Origin of the sequence: Inquilinus sp. 2KB_23 (assembly GCF_052115705.1) — a bacterium.
Classification (GTDB): domain Bacteria; phylum Pseudomonadota; class Alphaproteobacteria; order DSM-16000; family Inquilinaceae; genus Inquilinus; species Inquilinus ginsengisoli_A.
Genome location: NZ_JBFRHF010000014.1, coordinates 115,172 through 130,264, shown reverse-complemented (window position 1 = coordinate 130,264; position 15,093 = coordinate 115,172). Strand labels below are relative to the sequence as shown.

The 15,093-nt window shown below is 71.4% G+C and carries 14 protein-coding genes; 8 read left to right on the top strand and 6 right to left on the bottom strand.

The features are described 5' to 3' along the window. The first annotated feature begins 88 nt into the window (after positions 1-88). The gene (locus AB4112_RS19135) at positions 89-1,378 is read left to right on the top strand and encodes an MFS transporter (RefSeq protein WP_309793381.1); all 1,290 of its coding nucleotides are present in this window, start codon (positions 89-91) and stop codon (positions 1,376-1,378) included. A gap of 15 nt (positions 1,379-1,393) precedes the next feature. Here the strand turns inward: AB4112_RS19135 and AB4112_RS19130 are convergent, their stop codons facing one another. The 3 genes from AB4112_RS19130 to AB4112_RS19120 form a co-directional block, all read right to left on the bottom strand. Then, positions 1,394-2,221: a class I SAM-dependent methyltransferase gene (locus AB4112_RS19130; protein WP_441722097.1), complete on the bottom strand. Its 828-nt coding sequence runs from the start codon at positions 2,219-2,221 to the stop codon at positions 1,394-1,396. Between the two features lie 83 nt (positions 2,222-2,304). Then, complete coding sequence (locus AB4112_RS19125; RefSeq protein ID WP_441722094.1) at positions 2,305-2,673, bottom strand: antibiotic biosynthesis monooxygenase family protein; 369 nt, start codon at positions 2,671-2,673, stop codon at positions 2,305-2,307. A 32-nt stretch (positions 2,674-2,705) separates the two neighbouring features. Next, a complete protein-coding gene (locus tag AB4112_RS19120) occupies positions 2,706-3,161 on the bottom strand; it encodes a MarR family winged helix-turn-helix transcriptional regulator (RefSeq protein WP_441722091.1) in 456 nt (151 codons plus the stop codon). 145 nt (positions 3,162-3,306) lie between these two features. Here AB4112_RS19120 and AB4112_RS19115 point away from each other — a divergent pair, with 145 nt between their 5' ends. The 4 genes from AB4112_RS19115 (at position 3,307) to AB4112_RS19100 (ending at position 7,627) form a co-directional block, all read left to right on the top strand. Further along, on the top strand, positions 3,307-4,881 hold the full coding sequence (locus AB4112_RS19115; RefSeq protein WP_441722088.1) for a 5-guanidino-2-oxopentanoate decarboxylase: 1,575 nt from the start codon (positions 3,307-3,309) through the stop codon (positions 4,879-4,881). 181 nt (positions 4,882-5,062) lie between these two features. Next, positions 5,063-6,106 (top strand): histone deacetylase family protein, encoded by a 1,044-nt coding sequence (locus AB4112_RS19110; protein ID WP_441722085.1) that lies wholly within the window; start codon positions 5,063-5,065, stop codon positions 6,104-6,106. 3 nt (positions 6,107-6,109) lie between these two features. Beyond that, complete coding sequence (locus AB4112_RS19105; protein WP_441722082.1) at positions 6,110-6,964, top strand: aminoglycoside 6-adenylyltransferase; 855 nt, start codon at positions 6,110-6,112, stop codon at positions 6,962-6,964. A gap of 90 nt (positions 6,965-7,054) precedes the next feature. After that, entirely contained in the window at positions 7,055-7,627 is a 573-nt protein-coding gene (locus AB4112_RS19100) for a type 1 glutamine amidotransferase domain-containing protein (protein ID WP_309793395.1), read from the top strand. 3 nt (positions 7,628-7,630) lie between these two features. On the opposite strand, the gene malQ is transcribed toward AB4112_RS19100, so the two are convergent. After that, the gene (gene malQ / locus AB4112_RS19095) at positions 7,631-9,631 is read right to left on the bottom strand and encodes a 4-alpha-glucanotransferase (RefSeq protein WP_441722079.1); all 2,001 of its coding nucleotides are present in this window, start codon (positions 9,629-9,631) and stop codon (positions 7,631-7,633) included. Between the two features lie 263 nt (positions 9,632-9,894). On the opposite strand from malQ, the gene AB4112_RS19090 reads away from it, so the two are divergent. Next, positions 9,895-10,872, top strand: a complete 978-nt coding sequence (locus AB4112_RS19090; protein ID WP_441722077.1) for a hypothetical protein — start codon at positions 9,895-9,897, stop codon at positions 10,870-10,872. Positions 10,873-10,952: 80 nt separating this feature from the next. Here the strand turns inward: AB4112_RS19090 and AB4112_RS19085 are convergent, their stop codons facing one another. Both AB4112_RS19085 and AB4112_RS19080 read right to left on the bottom strand, forming a co-directional pair. Continuing rightward, a complete protein-coding gene (locus AB4112_RS19085; protein ID WP_441722074.1) occupies positions 10,953-11,327 on the bottom strand; it encodes a GFA family protein in 375 nt (124 codons plus the stop codon). Positions 11,328-11,413: 86 nt separating this feature from the next. Next, positions 11,414-12,106 carry a FadR/GntR family transcriptional regulator gene (locus tag AB4112_RS19080; protein WP_441722071.1) on the bottom strand — a complete coding sequence of 231 codons (693 nt, stop codon included), beginning with the start codon at positions 12,104-12,106 and terminating at the stop codon, positions 11,414-11,416. Positions 12,107-12,433: 327 nt separating this feature from the next. Between AB4112_RS19080 and AB4112_RS19075 the strand changes: the two genes are divergently transcribed. Beyond that, entirely contained in the window at positions 12,434-13,756 is a 1,323-nt protein-coding gene (locus AB4112_RS19075; protein WP_441722068.1) for an L-fuconate dehydratase, read from the top strand. Next, complete coding sequence (locus AB4112_RS19070; protein WP_441722065.1) at positions 13,753-15,072, top strand: alpha-L-fucosidase; 1,320 nt, start codon at positions 13,753-13,755, stop codon at positions 15,070-15,072. Before AB4112_RS19075 ends, AB4112_RS19070 begins: the two co-directional genes overlap by 4 nt. Positions 15,073-15,093: the final 21 nt, after the last annotated feature.

Here is a 15,093-nt window from a genome sequence, read left to right as displayed (position 1 = left end):
CGACGAACCGATCGGTTACATTTGGGCCGGACCGGGGCTGTTGTCCAGTCGCAACGACGGGGCGCCCGGATCGGGAAGAGGGCTGCTGATGACCACCTTCGTCGCGCGCCTGGTGTCGGGCCGGCTGCATTACGGCTGGATCGCGGCGGCCCTGGCCTTCCTGGTGCTGCTATCCGCCGCGGGTATCCGGGCCACGCCCAGCATCCTGATCGTGCCGCTGGAGAACGCCTTCGGCTGGGATCGCGCCGGCATCTCCTTCGCCATCGCGGTCAACATCTTCCTCTACGGGCTGATGGGCCCGTTCGCCGCCGCGGCGATGCAGCGCTTCGGCATCCGCCCGGTGGTGCTGTTCGCCCTGGCGCTGCTGGCCGTCGCGGTCGCGGCCTCGACCCTGATCACCCAGGAATGGCAGCTGGTGCTGACCTGGGGCGTCTTCGTCGGCTTCGGCAGCGGCATCGCCGCGATGGTGTTCGGCGCCACCATCGTCAACCGCTGGTTCCAGGAGCGGCGGGGCCTGGTCATGGGCCTGCTGACCGCCAGCGCGGCCACCGGCCAGCTGGTGTTCCTGCCGATCCTGGCCGCGATCGTCGAGGATTACGGCTGGAAGCCGGTGGCCTGGACCGTCGCCGCCGTCGCCGCGGCCGTCTTCCCGATCGTCTACTTCCTGCTGCCGGAACGGCCGCAGGACATCGGCCTCACCCGCTACGGCGAGCCGGCCGGCGCCCAGCCGGTCGTCACCACCGGCAACCCGCTGGTCACCGCCTTCCGCATCCTCGGCCGGGCCGCGAAGGTGCGCGACTTCTGGCTCCTGGCCGGCAGCTTCTTCGTCTGCGGCCTGACCACCAACGGCCTGATCGGCACCCATCTGATCTCGGCCTGCCTGGACCAGGGCATCCCGGCCACCACCGGCGCCGCGCTGCTGGCCGCCATGGGAATCTTCGACCTGTTCGGCACCACCGCCTCGGGCTGGCTGTCCGACCGCTACTCCAGCCGCTGGCTGCTGTTCTGGTATTACGGGCTGCGCGGCCTGTCGCTGATCTACCTGCCGTTCTCCGGCTTCAGCTTCTACGGCCTGTCGATCTTCGCCGTGTTCTACGGGCTGGACTGGATCGCCACCGTGCCGCCGACCCTGAAGCTGACCAACGACGCCTTTGGCAAGGAGGATGCGCCGGTGGTGTTCGGCTGGATCGCCGCGGCCCACCAGGTCGGCGCCGCCACCGCGGCCTTCGGCGCCGGGGTGATGCGCACGGCGCTGGACGGCTACCTCGCCGCCTTCATCATCGCCGGGCTGATCTGCGTCGGCACCGCCTTCCTGGTGCTGGCGATCGGCCGAGGCTCGCGGCCGGTGCGGGGTCGGCTGGTCGAAGCAACGGCCTGATCGGGCCTTCCGGGATCAGGTCGCCCGGCAGATCATCTCGACCGGTGCGACCACCCCGGCTTCGATGGCGGCCGCGAGATGGGCGATCTTCCGCCCGGCCTCCGGCCCCATCACCAGGTGGAGCCCCAGCGGTGGCTGGCCATGTTCCGCCATCCGGGCGCGCTGGCGGCGGAAGAAGTCGATGGCGAAATCCCGCCGGTTGCGCTCGGCGGCGACGCTGAAGCCGGCGCCCGCCAGGGCTTGGCGATAGGCGTCGGGGGTGGCCAGGGCGCTGCCCGCCGCGGTCGTCGCCCAGGGCACCGGATAGGCCGGCTCGCCGTCGCCGGTGCGCATCACGTCGTAGACGCCGAAGACGGCGCCGGGCTTCAGCACCCGCCGCGCCTCGGCGAACAGCGCCGGCTTGTCGGCGATGTTCATGCCGACATGCAGCAGCGTCGCCGCGTCGAAGGTGCCGGCGGGGAAGGGCAGGGCCAGCGCGCTGCCCTCGATGTAGCGCACCCGGTCGGCCAGCCCGACGCGTCCGGCCAGGCTGGTGGCGACCGCGACGAAATCGGCGGTCAGGTCGACGCCCCAGGCGCGGCAGCCATGGGCCTGGGCGAAATGGCGCGCGGCCCCGCCGAGGCCGCTGCCGATGTCCAGCAGCGCCTGGCCGGGGCGAAGGTCGAGCTGCCCGGCCAGCGCCTCGGTGGCCTCGCGGCCGCCGATGTGGAATTCGTCGACCGGCGCCAGATCGGCCGGCGCCAGCCGCTCCGGATCCCGGCCGGCGGCGCGCAGCCCGGCCAGGATCGCCGCCTCCAGCCCATCCCGCGCGTAATGCGCGGCGACATCCGTTTCCTCAGGCATCGCGTCGTCTCCCGTTGCCGGCGCGATCCTGGCGCCGGTCGGCCGTGCGTTGCCAGCGGTTTCGTCCGCCGGCGCCGCAAGGCTCAGGCGACGCAGATGTCGGGGACGCCGACCTTGCGGAATAGATGCGGCGTCGCCACCGTGCTGGCGGGATAGTTGGCCAGCGCGTCGCGGAACGCCTTCTGGCCGAACGCCGCCCGGAAATGCGCCGTGCTTTCCCACACCGCCTGGTTCAGGAAGGCGGAGCTGCCGGCGATGCCGCGATGCAGCTGGGTCGAGATGAAGCCGGGCTGCGCCTTCATGATGGCGGCGTCCCGCGTCCAGGCCGCGAGCAGGGCATCCGCCTCCTCGGGCGCGACGCTGAAGCTGTTGATCAGGATGACGGGACCGTCCTCGTCCGCAAGCTGCTGTGCCAGCGTCACATGGGCGTCGAGTTCGACGAATTTCGGCATGGTGGGGCTCCTTGGGTTGGGGGTTGGCCGGATCAAAGGGCCTCGGGCGGCTCGGCGCGGTCGAGGCGTTCGCGCAGCTGCGTCGCGACGCGCAGCGCCGCGGCGATCTCGCCGGCGTCCAGCCCGGCGCTCAGCGACGCGGCCCAGGGGCGCTGCCGGGCCATGGCATCGGCGAAGGCCTGCCGGCCCTTGTCGGTCAGCACCAGCAGCTTGGCACGGGCATGGTGGGGGTTCGGGTCGAAGCGGACGAAGCCCTCGCCGGTCAGCAGGTCCGCCAGGCGCTGCACGCCCTGCCGGCTCAGCCCCATGTTGCGGGCGATCGAGGCGACGGGCAGCGGCACCGGCGACGCCGCGATGGCCCCCAGCACCTGCCAGCGGGCGGAGGTGAGGCCCAGATCCGCCACCAGCCCGTCGCCGGCGGCGAGCAGGCGGCCGTTGAGCCGGAACGTCTCGACGATGAGGTCGGTGAGCTGGTCGACAGGGGTCATAATGACAATATATTGTCAAATTGGTGCTTAGTTGTCAACTATCATCATCGTGATGGGCTGCCGCAGCGGTCGTGGGGGTGGTCATCGGCGGGCGGTCGCGGCAGTCTCTCCGGCAAACGAGTCGCGACAGCGGGGGAGAGGTTTCATGGCTGACAATTGCGCCCAGGCGATCATCGACGCCTTCACCCGCAGCGGCGTCGACACCGCCTTCGGCATCCCCGGCGTGCACACGCTCGAGCTGTACCGCGCCCTCGGCCGCAACGGCGTCCGCCATGTCGCCGTGCGGCACGAGCAGGGGGCCGCCTTCATGGCCGACGGCTATGCCCGGGCCAGCGGCAAGGCGGCGCTGTGCGTGCTGATCACCGGCCCCGGGCTGCTGAACGCCGCCACCGGCATCGGCCAGGCCTATTCCGACAGCGTGCCGATGGTGGTGCTGTCCACCGTCAACGCCCGTGCCGATCTCGGCCTCGGCCGCGGCGAGCTGCACGAGATGCGCAACCAGCGCCAGGCGATGGAAGGCCTCGTCGGCTCCGCCCTGCTGGTCAGCGATCCGGCCCAGGCCCGCGCCGTGGCCGATCTCAGCCTCGCCCGCATGACCCTCGGCCGGCCGCGCCCGGTCTATATCGAATTGCCGCTCGACGTCGCGACCGGCGCGGTGGCCGACGATCCCGGCGCGCTGCCGGCGTTGCCGCTGCCCGCCCCCAACCCGGCGGCGTTGGCCCAGGCGGTGGAGCTGCTGCGCGGCGCGCGGCGCCCGATGATCCTGCTCGGCGGCGGTGCGGCCTCCGGCGCGGCGGCGGCCCGGCGGCTGGCGGACAGCCTCGGCGCCGTGGTCGCCTGCTCGATCGCCGGCAAGGGCATCGTGCCGGATGACGGGCCGCATTCGATCGGGTCGCGCATCGGCACCGCCGAGGGCCAGAAGCTGATCGCCGAGGCCGATGTCGTGCTCGCCGTCGGCACCGAACTGTCGATGAACGACCGCTGGTCGCCGCTGCAGTTCAAGGGCGCGCTGATCCGGGTCGACATCGACCCCGACGTGCTGGTGCGGGATTTCCGGCCGACCGTGCCGCTGCTGTGCGATGCGGCCCAGGCGCTGGAAGGGCTGGCCGCGGCGCTGGCCGACCGCAGCGGCCGCCCGGCCTGGGCCGGCGACCTGGCGCCGCTGCGCCGCGCCGCCGACGAAGCGGAGTTCGGCGACAAGGCCGATCACCTGGCGTTGCTGGAGCGGCTGCGCGACGCGCTGCCGGACGATGCGGTGGTGGTCAGCGACATGACCCAGATCGCCTACACTGGCAATGTCTGCTTCCCCTCGCGGCAGCCGCGCGGCTGGCTGCACCCGGTCGGCTTCGGCACGCTGGGCTACGCCCTGCCCGCGGCGATCGGGGCCAAGTTGGCGCGGCCGGAGGCGCAGGTGGTGGCGCTGGCCGGCGATTACGGCTTCGGCTTCACCTGCCAGGAGCTGGGGACGGCCGCCGATCTCGGCCTGGGGCTGCCGGTCGTGGTCTGGAACAACCGCGGCCTGGGCCAGATCGCCTATGGCATGGACAAGGCCGGCATCGCCCGGCTGGGCGTCGACATCGCGCCGCCGGCTTTCGACGCCATGGCCGCGACCTATGGCTGCGGCTATGCCGCCGTCGAGGATCCGCGCCACCTGCCGCAGCGCCTGGCCGCCGCCTTCGACGACACCCGGCCCACCCTGATCGAGGTCAAGGCCGTCTGAGAGACCGCATGGAAACGCTACTGGTGTGGCCGTCTGACGGCGGTTTCTGCGCTTCCGGTGCTCACGGACCCAAATGTCCGCTGCGCTCCGGTTCTCGAAACCACCGCCAGCCGACTCACACCAGCGCATTTCCAAGCGGTCTCTGACCGCCCCTTCCGCTTTTGCTACCCGAGGATCGCCGATGCGCGCCTTCTTCCATCCCGACCAGCGCCTGCACACGCCGCAGCAATTCATGCGGGCGGGGCGTCTGGCTGCGCCGCAGGACGTGCCGGCGCGGGTCGACCCGCTGCTCGCCGCCCTGGTCGCGCGCGGCATCGCGGCCGAACGGCCGGCCGATCGCGGCCTGACCCCGGCGCTGGCGGTGCACGCGCCCGACTTCCTCGATTTCCTGGCTGGGGCCTGGGGCCGTTGGGCCACGCTGCCCAATGCCGGGCCGGAGGTGCTGCCCAACCTGTCGCCCTATTGGAACGGCACGCCGGGCACGGTGCGGCCGCCCTGTCGCTCCGCCTCGGTGGTGGCCCAGGCCGGCCACTATCTTGGCGACCTCGCGGTGCCCTTGGGCGAGGCCAGCTGGCCGGCGATCCTGGCCTCGACCTGGACCGCGGCCGGGGCGGCGGAGGCCGTGCTGGGCGGGGACCGCGCCGCCTATGCGCTGTGCCGCCCGTCCGGCCACCACGCCCGGGCCGACCGGGCCAGCGGCTTCTGCTACCTCAACAACGCCGCCATCGCCGCCCAGGCCCTGCGCGGCCGCTTCGCCAGGGTCGCGGTGCTCGACATCGACGCCCATCACGGCGACGGCACGCAGGAGGTGTTCTACGGCCGCGGCGACGTGCTGACCGTGTCGCTGCACGCCGACCCCGCGGTCTACTACCCGTTCTATACCGGCTATGCCGATGAGCGCGGGGTCGGGGCCGGGGAGGGCGCCAACCTGAACCTGCCGCTGGCGCCGGGCACCGGGGATGACGGGTTCCACGCCGCGATCGACCGGGGGCTGGCCGCGGTGCGGGATTTCGGCGCCGAGGCGCTGGTGGTCTCGCTCGGCTTCGACAGCCATGCCGCCGACCCGATCGGCCTGCTGAAGGTGGCGACCGACGGCTTCGCCGGCGCCGGGTTGCGCATCGCCGCCGCCGGCCTGCCGACCGTGGTGGTGCAGGAGGGCGGCTACGAGGTCGGCGTGATCGGCGACTGCCTCGGCCGCTTCCTCGACGGCTTCGGCGGCGTGTAGGCCATGCCGTCCAGGGCGGATCTGTTTCTCGAAACGCTCACGCCCTGGGCCGAGGCGGAGGGCGGCATCCGCTTCGCCATGATCGTGGGCTCGCAGGCCCGGCGCGCCGACCCCGCCGATGAATTCTCCGACATCGATGTGGTGCTGTCCTGCGCCGATCCCCGGCCCTATCTCGACGCGTCGGACTGGCTGGCGCCGCTCGGCACCCCGCTGCTGTCCTTCGTCGAACCCACGGCGGTCGGCGGCGAGTTCGAGCGGCGGGTGCTGTTCGACAGCGGGCTGGATGTCGATTTCGTGCTGCTGCCGCACGCCACGCTGGCGGGCTGGGCCGCGGACGGAATGCCGCCCGAATTCGGCACCGTCGCTGCCCGCGGACTGCGCATCCTGGTCGACAAGGACGGTATCGGAGCGCGTCTGGTGGACCGGCTGCCGCCGAAGGCGCCGCCCGACCGGATCTGGAGTGCGGCGGAGTTCGCCGGCAAGACCCAGGATTTCCTCTACCACTGCCTGTGGGCGGCCCGGAAAGCGGCCCGTGGTGAGCTGTTCGTCGCCCTGCAATGCCTCAACGGTCTGCTGCGGCCGCATCTGTTCGACCTCGCCCGCATGCATCTGCGGCTGACCCGCGGCGAGGCGACGGACTGGTACGGGGCCCGCATGATCGAGCGCTGGGCCGATCCCGTCACCATCGCGGCCCTGGCCCGGACCTGCGCAGGGCATGACCGGGCCGGCATCCTGTCGGCTCTCGATGCGGCGATCGATCTTCACGCTTCGCTGGGGCGGGAGGTCTGCGACCGTCTGGCGATCTCATATCCGGCCGAGGCCGCGGCGCAGATCCGGGAGATGGTCGCGCGGGTCTGATCCCGGCCGGAACCACCCGCCGCCAGGAACCATTGCCTGAATGGGCGGTGCGCGATTCCCTGACCGCTCGTTCAAGCAATGGAGACTGGCATGACCGAACGTCTCTTCGGACGCAGGATCGCCGTCATCGTCGCCAACGGCTTCGAGCAGGTGGAGATGACCGAGCCGGTCAAGGCCCTGAGGGCGGCCGGCGCCGAGGTCGAGATCGTCAGCCCGGAGCCGTCGCAGGTGATGGGGCACAATCATTTCGACAAGGGCGACAGCTTCGCGGTCGACGTCCAGCTCGACCAGGCGGTGCCCGAGGGCTATGACGGGCTGCTGATCCCCGGCGGCGTGCACAGCCCGGACCAGCTGCGCACCGACCGCCGGGCGCTGGACTTCGTCCGCGGCTTCTTTGAATCCGGCAAGCCGGTGGCCGCGATCTGCCACGGCCCGCAGCTGCTGATCAGCGCCGGGGTGATCGAGGGCTGCGAGATGACCGGCTTCAAGGCGATCCAGCTCGACCTGCGCAACGCCGGCGCCACTGTGTACGACCGCGAGGTCGTGGTCGATGAAGGGCTGGTCACCAGCCGGTCGCCGGCCGACATCCCGGCCTTCAACGACCGGATGATCGAGGAATTCGCCGAGGGCCAGCACCGCGGCTTCGCGTCCTCGCTGCACTGAGCCTCAGCGCTGCCGTTCGCGGCGGATTGCGGCGAGGCGGGCGGCGACATCGGGTTCGGCCAGCGCCTCGCCGGCCGGGCGTGTCAGCCGGCGGCGCCAGTTCGGGTGCTCGTCGATGGTCCCGGGCAGGTTCGGCTGCTCCTCCAGGCCCAGCACGTCCTCCAGCGGCACCAGCGCCAGCCGGCCTGGGCTGCGGGCGACGAAGCGCAGCGCCGCGTCGACCACCGGGGCCGGACTCTCCGGTGGCGGGGTGGAGTCGCCGACGGCCTGCCACAGCGCCGCGCGGTCGGTGGCGCGCTGCGCCTGCTCGGCCACGCCGCCATCGGGATACTGGTCCAGCGCGGCGCGGGCGGCGATGTCGGTGCCGCGCCACCAGCCGGCGACCGGCGGCAGGTCGTGGGTCGAACTCATCGCCACCGCGGTCGGCGACCAGTGTTCGGCCGGCTTGAAGCCGCTGCCCTCGCGCTCGAACCACAGCACCCGCATGCCAGCCACGGCGCGGTCGGCCAGCTGGTCGGCGAAGCCCCAGGGCAGGGTGCCGAGATCCTCGCCGATCACCACCGCGCGGTGGCGGTGCGATTCCAGCGCCACCAGCCGCAGCAGGTCCTCGACCGGATAGGAGAGGTAGGCGCCCTCGGTCGGCGCCAGGCCGTCCGGCACCAGCCACAGCCGGGCCAGCCCCATGACATGATCGATCCGCACCCCGCCGGCATGGCGCAGGGCGGCGCGCAGCGTGGCCAGGAACGGGGCGAAGCCGGTCTCGCGCATCGCCCGGGGCGAGATCGCCGCCAGCGTCCAGTTCTGCCCGGCGGCGTTGAAGGCGTCGGGCGGGGAGCCGATGCTGGCGCCGCCCAGCACGTCCGACGGCCGGCTCCAGGCATGGCTGCCGGTGGCGTCCATGCCGACGGCGAGGTCGGCGACCAGGCCGATGCGCATGCCGGCCGACCGGGCCTGGGACTGGGCGTCGGCCAGGGCGCGGTCGGCGACCCATTGCAGGAAGGCGTGGAAGCGCACCGCGCCGGGATGCGCCGCCGCGAACTCCGCCACCGCGGCACTGCCGGGGTCGCGCAGCGCCGCCGGCCAGCGCCGCCAGTCGCGGTCGGCCGGGTCGGCGGCGAGGCGGGCGGCCTGCAGCGCCTCGAACCGGGCATGGTCCTCCAGCAGCGCGCCGCCGGCCTGGACGAAACCGGCGAAATCGGCGGCCAGCGGGCCGGCCTCGGTATCGAAGCCGTCATAGAGGGCGCGCAGCAGGGCCAGCTTCGCCTGGGCCGCCGCCGGCCAGTCGATCAGCTCGGCGGCCTCGCAACGGCGGCGGGTGTCGTCCAGCCCGGCCGACCGGATCGCGGCGGCGACGCGGCCGGCGCCGAACAGCGCCGCCGGGTCGGCCAGCAGCGGGTTCAGGAACAGCCGGCTGGAGGGGGAGTAGGGGCCGAAGCGCTGCGGCTCGGCGGTGAACAGGGCGTGGGTCGGGCTCAGCGCCAGGGCGTCGGCGCCGCGCCGGCCGGCGGCCCGGGCCAGCGCCGCCACCCCGCCGCTGTCGCCGATGCCGCCATCGCCGACACCCCCATTTCGGGAGCGTCGCAGCCCATAGATCTGGGCGGCAAGGCCCCATAACCGGCCGCCGCGGGCGATGTCGTCGAGGCTGAAGCAGCGCGGCGGCGCCACCGCCAGAGTGATCTCGCGATCCTGCAACTGTAGGTGGTGGTAGCCGGGCTCCAGGATCGGCGACACCCAGTTGCGGCCGTCGTCGCCGCGATGCACGGCGATGTCGATGCGCGCCCCGGATTCCAGCACCAGCAGGGCGGCGCCGTCCCCGGCCGCGGGCGGCAGCGGGATGGCTTGGCCGGTCAGGCCGGTGACCAGGGGCGGCACGGCCGCCGCGGCGTCGGCGTCACCGATCCGCTCCAGCAGCCGGCGCAGCGTCTCCGGTGCCACGCTGCGGGTCTGGCCGGTGACGTCGGTCCAGTCCGGGGCAATCCCGGCCCAGCGGGCCCGGTCGTGCAAGCCGTCATCCGCGAGATCCACTGCAGCAACCCTTCCGATCGCTCGTGCCAGGAACAAGGCACGGCAGCGATCATAGGGCGCGCCGGGCACATGGCCAGCAGGGAAGACGGGGACGGGCGCGCAGGCCGCATTGCCGGACCGGCTGAGGGCCACAACCCCGAATTGTAGGGGATTGTGGTCCTATTCGAGGTCTCGGACACTGCCCGGACCGGCGAGGGAACAGGTCACCCCTGCGCCGCATCTGACTTCGGGGAGACGCGACGATGAGAAGACACGCAGTGGCTCTGGCGATCATGGTGGCCGCCTGGCCGGTCGCCGCGGAGGCCCAGCAGGCCGCCGCCTGCCGCAGCGACGCGGCGCGGGAGATCCCGGTCACCGGGGTTGCCGGCAGCCTGCAGAATCCGTGCTTCGCGCCGGACAGCCAGTCCCTGGCCTTCACCAACTTCAAGCGCCGCTACAACCTTGGCGGAGCCATGGTGCGCACGGTCGCCGCCACTGGCGGGGCCCCGATCCGTACCCTCAGCCCCGGCACCGGGGCGCAGAGCGTCAACCTGCCGGGCCAGTGCTGGAGCGCCGCGGGCAACAAAGTGGTCTATTCCTCCGACGTCGTGGACCGCGACGAGGTCTACATCGTCACCGGCACCGGCGGCACGCGCACGCGCGTCACCAACCGGCCGGGCCAGCTGGCCTGGGAACCGTCGATCTCACCGGTCCTGGCCGATCGCAGCCAATGGATCGTGTTCGAATCGCATGCCGAATCGAACCCCGACGCCGCCGGTGAGATCTGGAAGGTGAAGGTCGACGGCAGCGGACTGACCCGGCTGACGCACGGCTTCAACGACCGCCAGCCGCAATGGTCGCCGCGCGGCAACCGGATCCTGTTCCAGCGCCGGACCCAGCCGGGCCGGGTGGATGTGATGACGGTCGACACCGCCGGCGGCGGCCTGCTCACCGTCACCGGCCAGGCGGCGGGCGGGGACAACAGCGACCCGTCCTGGTCCCCCAGCGGCGCCTACATCGTCTATTCCGGCGACGGGTCGGACATCGACAACGCCAACCTGTTCGTGGTCCCGGCGGTCGGCGGCGTGCCCGTCCGCCTCACCCGCAGCTGCGGCTATGACGGCGCGCCGGGCTGGTCGCCCGACGGCCGCAGCATCGCCTTCGAATCCGCCGCCTTCGATCCGGACAAGATGGGCAGCACGACGCTGTGGGTGATCGCCGCACCTGCCGGCGTGCGGTAGTCGCTGGGACCCGGCTCAGGGCATCCGTTCCTCAGCCCCGTCACTCAAACCGGGCGTCTTCAGGCAGGCCAAAAGATCTGTCAGGCGGGCGTCACCACCCACCCGTGGCGGTGTTCACCGTAGACTGCCTGCGATGGCGCAGGAAACAGTGGGTCGGCGAAGCAGCCGACGGCGACCGCGACCGCCGCTGGCCTTCGCGACGGGTACCAGAACACCGTGGACCCGCAGGTGCCGCAGAAGTGGAACGTGACGGGGAAACCGCTGTCGGAATCGCGCCGATACGAGTGCGAGGATCCTGAGACCTCTGTCGAGCCCGCGTCGAAGAACGCCGCGATGCCGAAGGGGCTTCCGGTGCGTCGCTGGCAGTCCAGGCAATGGCACAGCGAGACCTTGGTCGGTTCCCCGCTGCAGCGGATCTGTAGCTGGCCGCAGGCGCAATGGGCCACGCGCGTCATCCTGGCTTCCTCCCCTTGCAGCCCAGGGAAAATAAGCCGGTTCGGCGGGGTTGGGGAAGGGGGGCTTGACCGGCGCTCCGATCGCCTCAGTCCCACACCGCCAGCATCTGGCGCTGGACGTAGTCGAGATGGGCGGCCATCGCCGCGCGCGCACGGTCCGGGTCCCGGTCCCGGATCGCCGCCGCGATGGCGTCATGGTCCGCCATGATCTGGTTCAGCAGCGCGGGCTGGCGCGAGAGGTGCCGGTGGAAGGCCGCGCTCAGGCCCTCCTCGCGGTTGCGCCACAGGGCCAGCGCAATCTCCTTCAGCGTCTGGTTGCCGCAATGCTCTGCGATCAGCATGTGCAGCGCCCGGTCGGAATCCTGCGACCATTCCTGCCGGCCGGTCTGGCCGCGCATCGCGGCGACGACGGCGGCCAGTTCGGCCAGCCCGTCTTCGGTGACATGCCGGGCCGCCAGCGCCGCCAGCTCCGGCTCCACCACGGCGCGGGCCTGCATGATCTCCAGCGCCGAATGGTCCGAGATCGGCAGGTGCCGCCGGGCGCCGGCCGGGGCGCGGACGAAGGCGCCGACCCCGATCCTGACCTCGACCAGCCCGGCCACCTCCAGCGCGATCAGCGCCTCGCGCACTGTTGGGCGGCTGACCCCCAGCTCCTGCGCCAGGTCGCGTTCGGACGGCAATTGCCGGCCCGGCCCGAATTCGCCGGATTCGATCAGCGACGTGATCTGCTCGGCGATCTGGATGTAGAGCTTGCGATTGACGACCGCTTGAAGGGGCATGGCGCCCTGCTGGCTGAAATGGAGACCGAAATCGGTACTGGACCTGCCGGGGCGGGTTCGACAAAATCGAAGTCTAAATCCCACTTGAACTGGCCTGACCACTTGACAGCCTAGCCGGGCCCACTCCTAATGCAAAGGCCCGTCGACATCGTCGGCGGGACGAACCGCCGGAAGAGCGGGGCTGGAACGCCGCCAGCCAGGGCCGTCACGGATCGTGGGGCCCGCCATCGTGGGGAGGGACCAGCGCCCATGGGTGAGAGACCCGGATAGCGTCCCGATGTCGAGATCGATCGCGCCGTGCCCGATGGGCCGGCGGCATTTGTCGAGATGACGGAGACCGCTTTGAAGATCGACCGGATCAGCGTCCTGGATGTCCGTTTCCCGACCGCAAGGCGGTTGGACGGGTCCGACGCCATGAATCCCGACCCCGACTATTCCGCCGCTTATGTGGTGCTTTCGACCGATGGCGGGCTGGAAGGCCATGGCTTGACCTTCACCATCGGCCGCGGCAACGACATCGTCTGCGCCGCGATCGAGGCGCTGAAGCCGGCCGTGCTGGGGCAGGACCTCGCCGACTTCACCCGCGACATGGGCGCCACCTACCGCCGCCTGACCGGCGACAGCCAGCTGCGCTGGCTGGGGCCGGAGAAGGGGGTGATGCAGCTCGCCACCGCGGCGATGCTGAACGCGATCTGGGACCTCTGGGCCAAGGCCGAGGGCAAGCCGTTGTGGCGCCTGCTGGCCGACATGACGCCCGAGGAGACGGTGCGCTGCATCGACTTCCGCTACATCACCGACGCGCTGACGCCGGACGAGGCGGTAGAGCTGCTGCACCGGCAGCAGGCGGGCAAGGCCGAACGGATCGAGCGGCTGCTGGCCGAGGGCTATCCGGCCTACACCACCAGCGCCGGCTGGCTGGGCTATGACGACGACAAGATCCGCTGGCTGGTGCGCGAGGCGCTGGCCCAGGGCTTCAAGGCCTTCAAGATCAAGGTCGGGGCCGACCGCAAGGCCGACCTGGCGCGGGCGGCGCTGGTGCGGGCCGAGATCGGCGACGACCTCACCTTCATGGTCGACGCCAACCAGGTCTGGGATGTCGGCCAGGCGATCGAATGGTCGACCGCTCTCTTGCCCTTCAAGCCGCTGTGGGTGGAGGAACCGACCAGCCCTGACGACATCCTGGGCCACGCCGCGATCGACCGCGCCCTCCGGCCGCACGGCACCCGGGTCGCGACCGGCGAGCACGTCCACAACCGGGTGATGTTCAAGCAGTACCTGCAGGCCGGCGCGTTCGGCTTCTGCCAGATCGACGCCGCCCGGGTCGGCGGCGTCAACGAGAACCTCGCCATCATCCTGATGGCGGCGAAGTTCGGCGTGCCGGTCTGCCCCCATGCCGGCGGCGTCGGCTTGTGCGAATACGTGCAGCACCTGTCGATGTGGGACTTCGTGGCGGTCAGCGGCAGCAAGGACGGCCGCTTCATCGAGTATGTCGACCACCTGCACGAGCATTTCGTCGACCCGGTGCGGATCGCCGACGGCTGCTACGTCGCGCCGACCGCGCCCGGCTACAGCATCGCCATGAAGCCGGCCTCGCTGCAGGACCATCTCTATCCCGATGGCATTGCCTGGCGCGGCGAGGCCAAGCCGTGACCGCCGCCACCTTCCTGCCCGAGGAGAAGAAGGCTTGGTTCGTGCAGGACCGCTTCGGCCTGTTCGTCCATTGGGGCCTCTACGCCCTGCCGGCGCGGCACGAATGGGTGAAGAGCCGGGAGGAGATCGGCGACGATTCCTACCAGGCCTATTTCGAGCATTTCGACCCCGACCTCTACGACCCGCGCGACTGGGCGGCCCGGGCGCGGAAGGCCGGCATGAAATACGTGGTGCTGACCGCCAAGCACCATGAGGGCTTCTGCCTGTGGGACAGCCAGGCCACCGATTACAAGGTGACCAACACTCCCTATGGCCGGGACCTGATCAAGCCCTTTGTCGAGGTGTTCCGGGCCGAGGGGCTGAAGGTCGGCTTCTATTACTCGCTGCTCGACTGGCATCACCCGGACTTCCCGATCGACGTCCACCACCCGCAGCGCAACCACCCGGAGGTGGCGGCGCTGAACCGGGGCCGGGACATCCGCCGCTACGCCGCCTACATGCGCGAGCAGGTGCGCGAGCTGCTGACCGGCTACGGCAGGATCGACATCCTGTGGTTCGACTTCAGCTACTCCGACCGGCCCTACCAGGGGCTGCCGGGCAAGGGCCACCGGGATTGGGAGAGCGAAAAGCTGCTGGCGCTGGTGCGCGAGCTGCAGCCGGACGTCATGGTCAACAACCGGCTCGACCTGGACGAGGTGCTGGGTGTGCCGCCCGACATCACCACGCCGGAGCAGTTCCTGCCGCGCCAGGCGCCGCAGGTGCTGGGCCGGGCGGTGACCTGGGAATCCTGCCACACGCTGTCCGGCTCCTGGGGCTACCACCGCGACGAGGCGAGCTGGAAGAGCCCGGAGCAGCTGGTCCAACTGCTGGTCGAGACCGTCGCCCTGGGCGGCAACCTCTTGATGAATGTCGGCCCGACCGGCCGCGGCCGCTTCGACGACCGCGCCGTGGCCGCGCTCGAGGCCTATGGACGCTGGCTCGGGCTGCACGGCCGCAGCATCTATGGCTGCGGCCCGGCCGGCCCGGAGATCGCGGTGCCGCGCGACTGCCGGCTGACCCGCAACGGCAACCGGCTCTACGTCCATATCTTCGCCTGGCCGTTCCGCCACCTGCATCTCGACGGGCTCGGCGGCAAGGTCGCCTATGCCCAGCTGCTGCATGATGCCAGCGAGGTGAAGCGGCTGGAGCCGGTCGATCCGGCGCTGGGCGGCAACACCCATGTGCCGCTGACCGCCGGCACCCTGACCCTGGAGCTGCCGGTGCGGCGGCCCGACGTGACCGTGCCGGTGGTGGAGCTGTTCTTGAAAGACGGCTGAGAATCGGCCGGACCACCCATC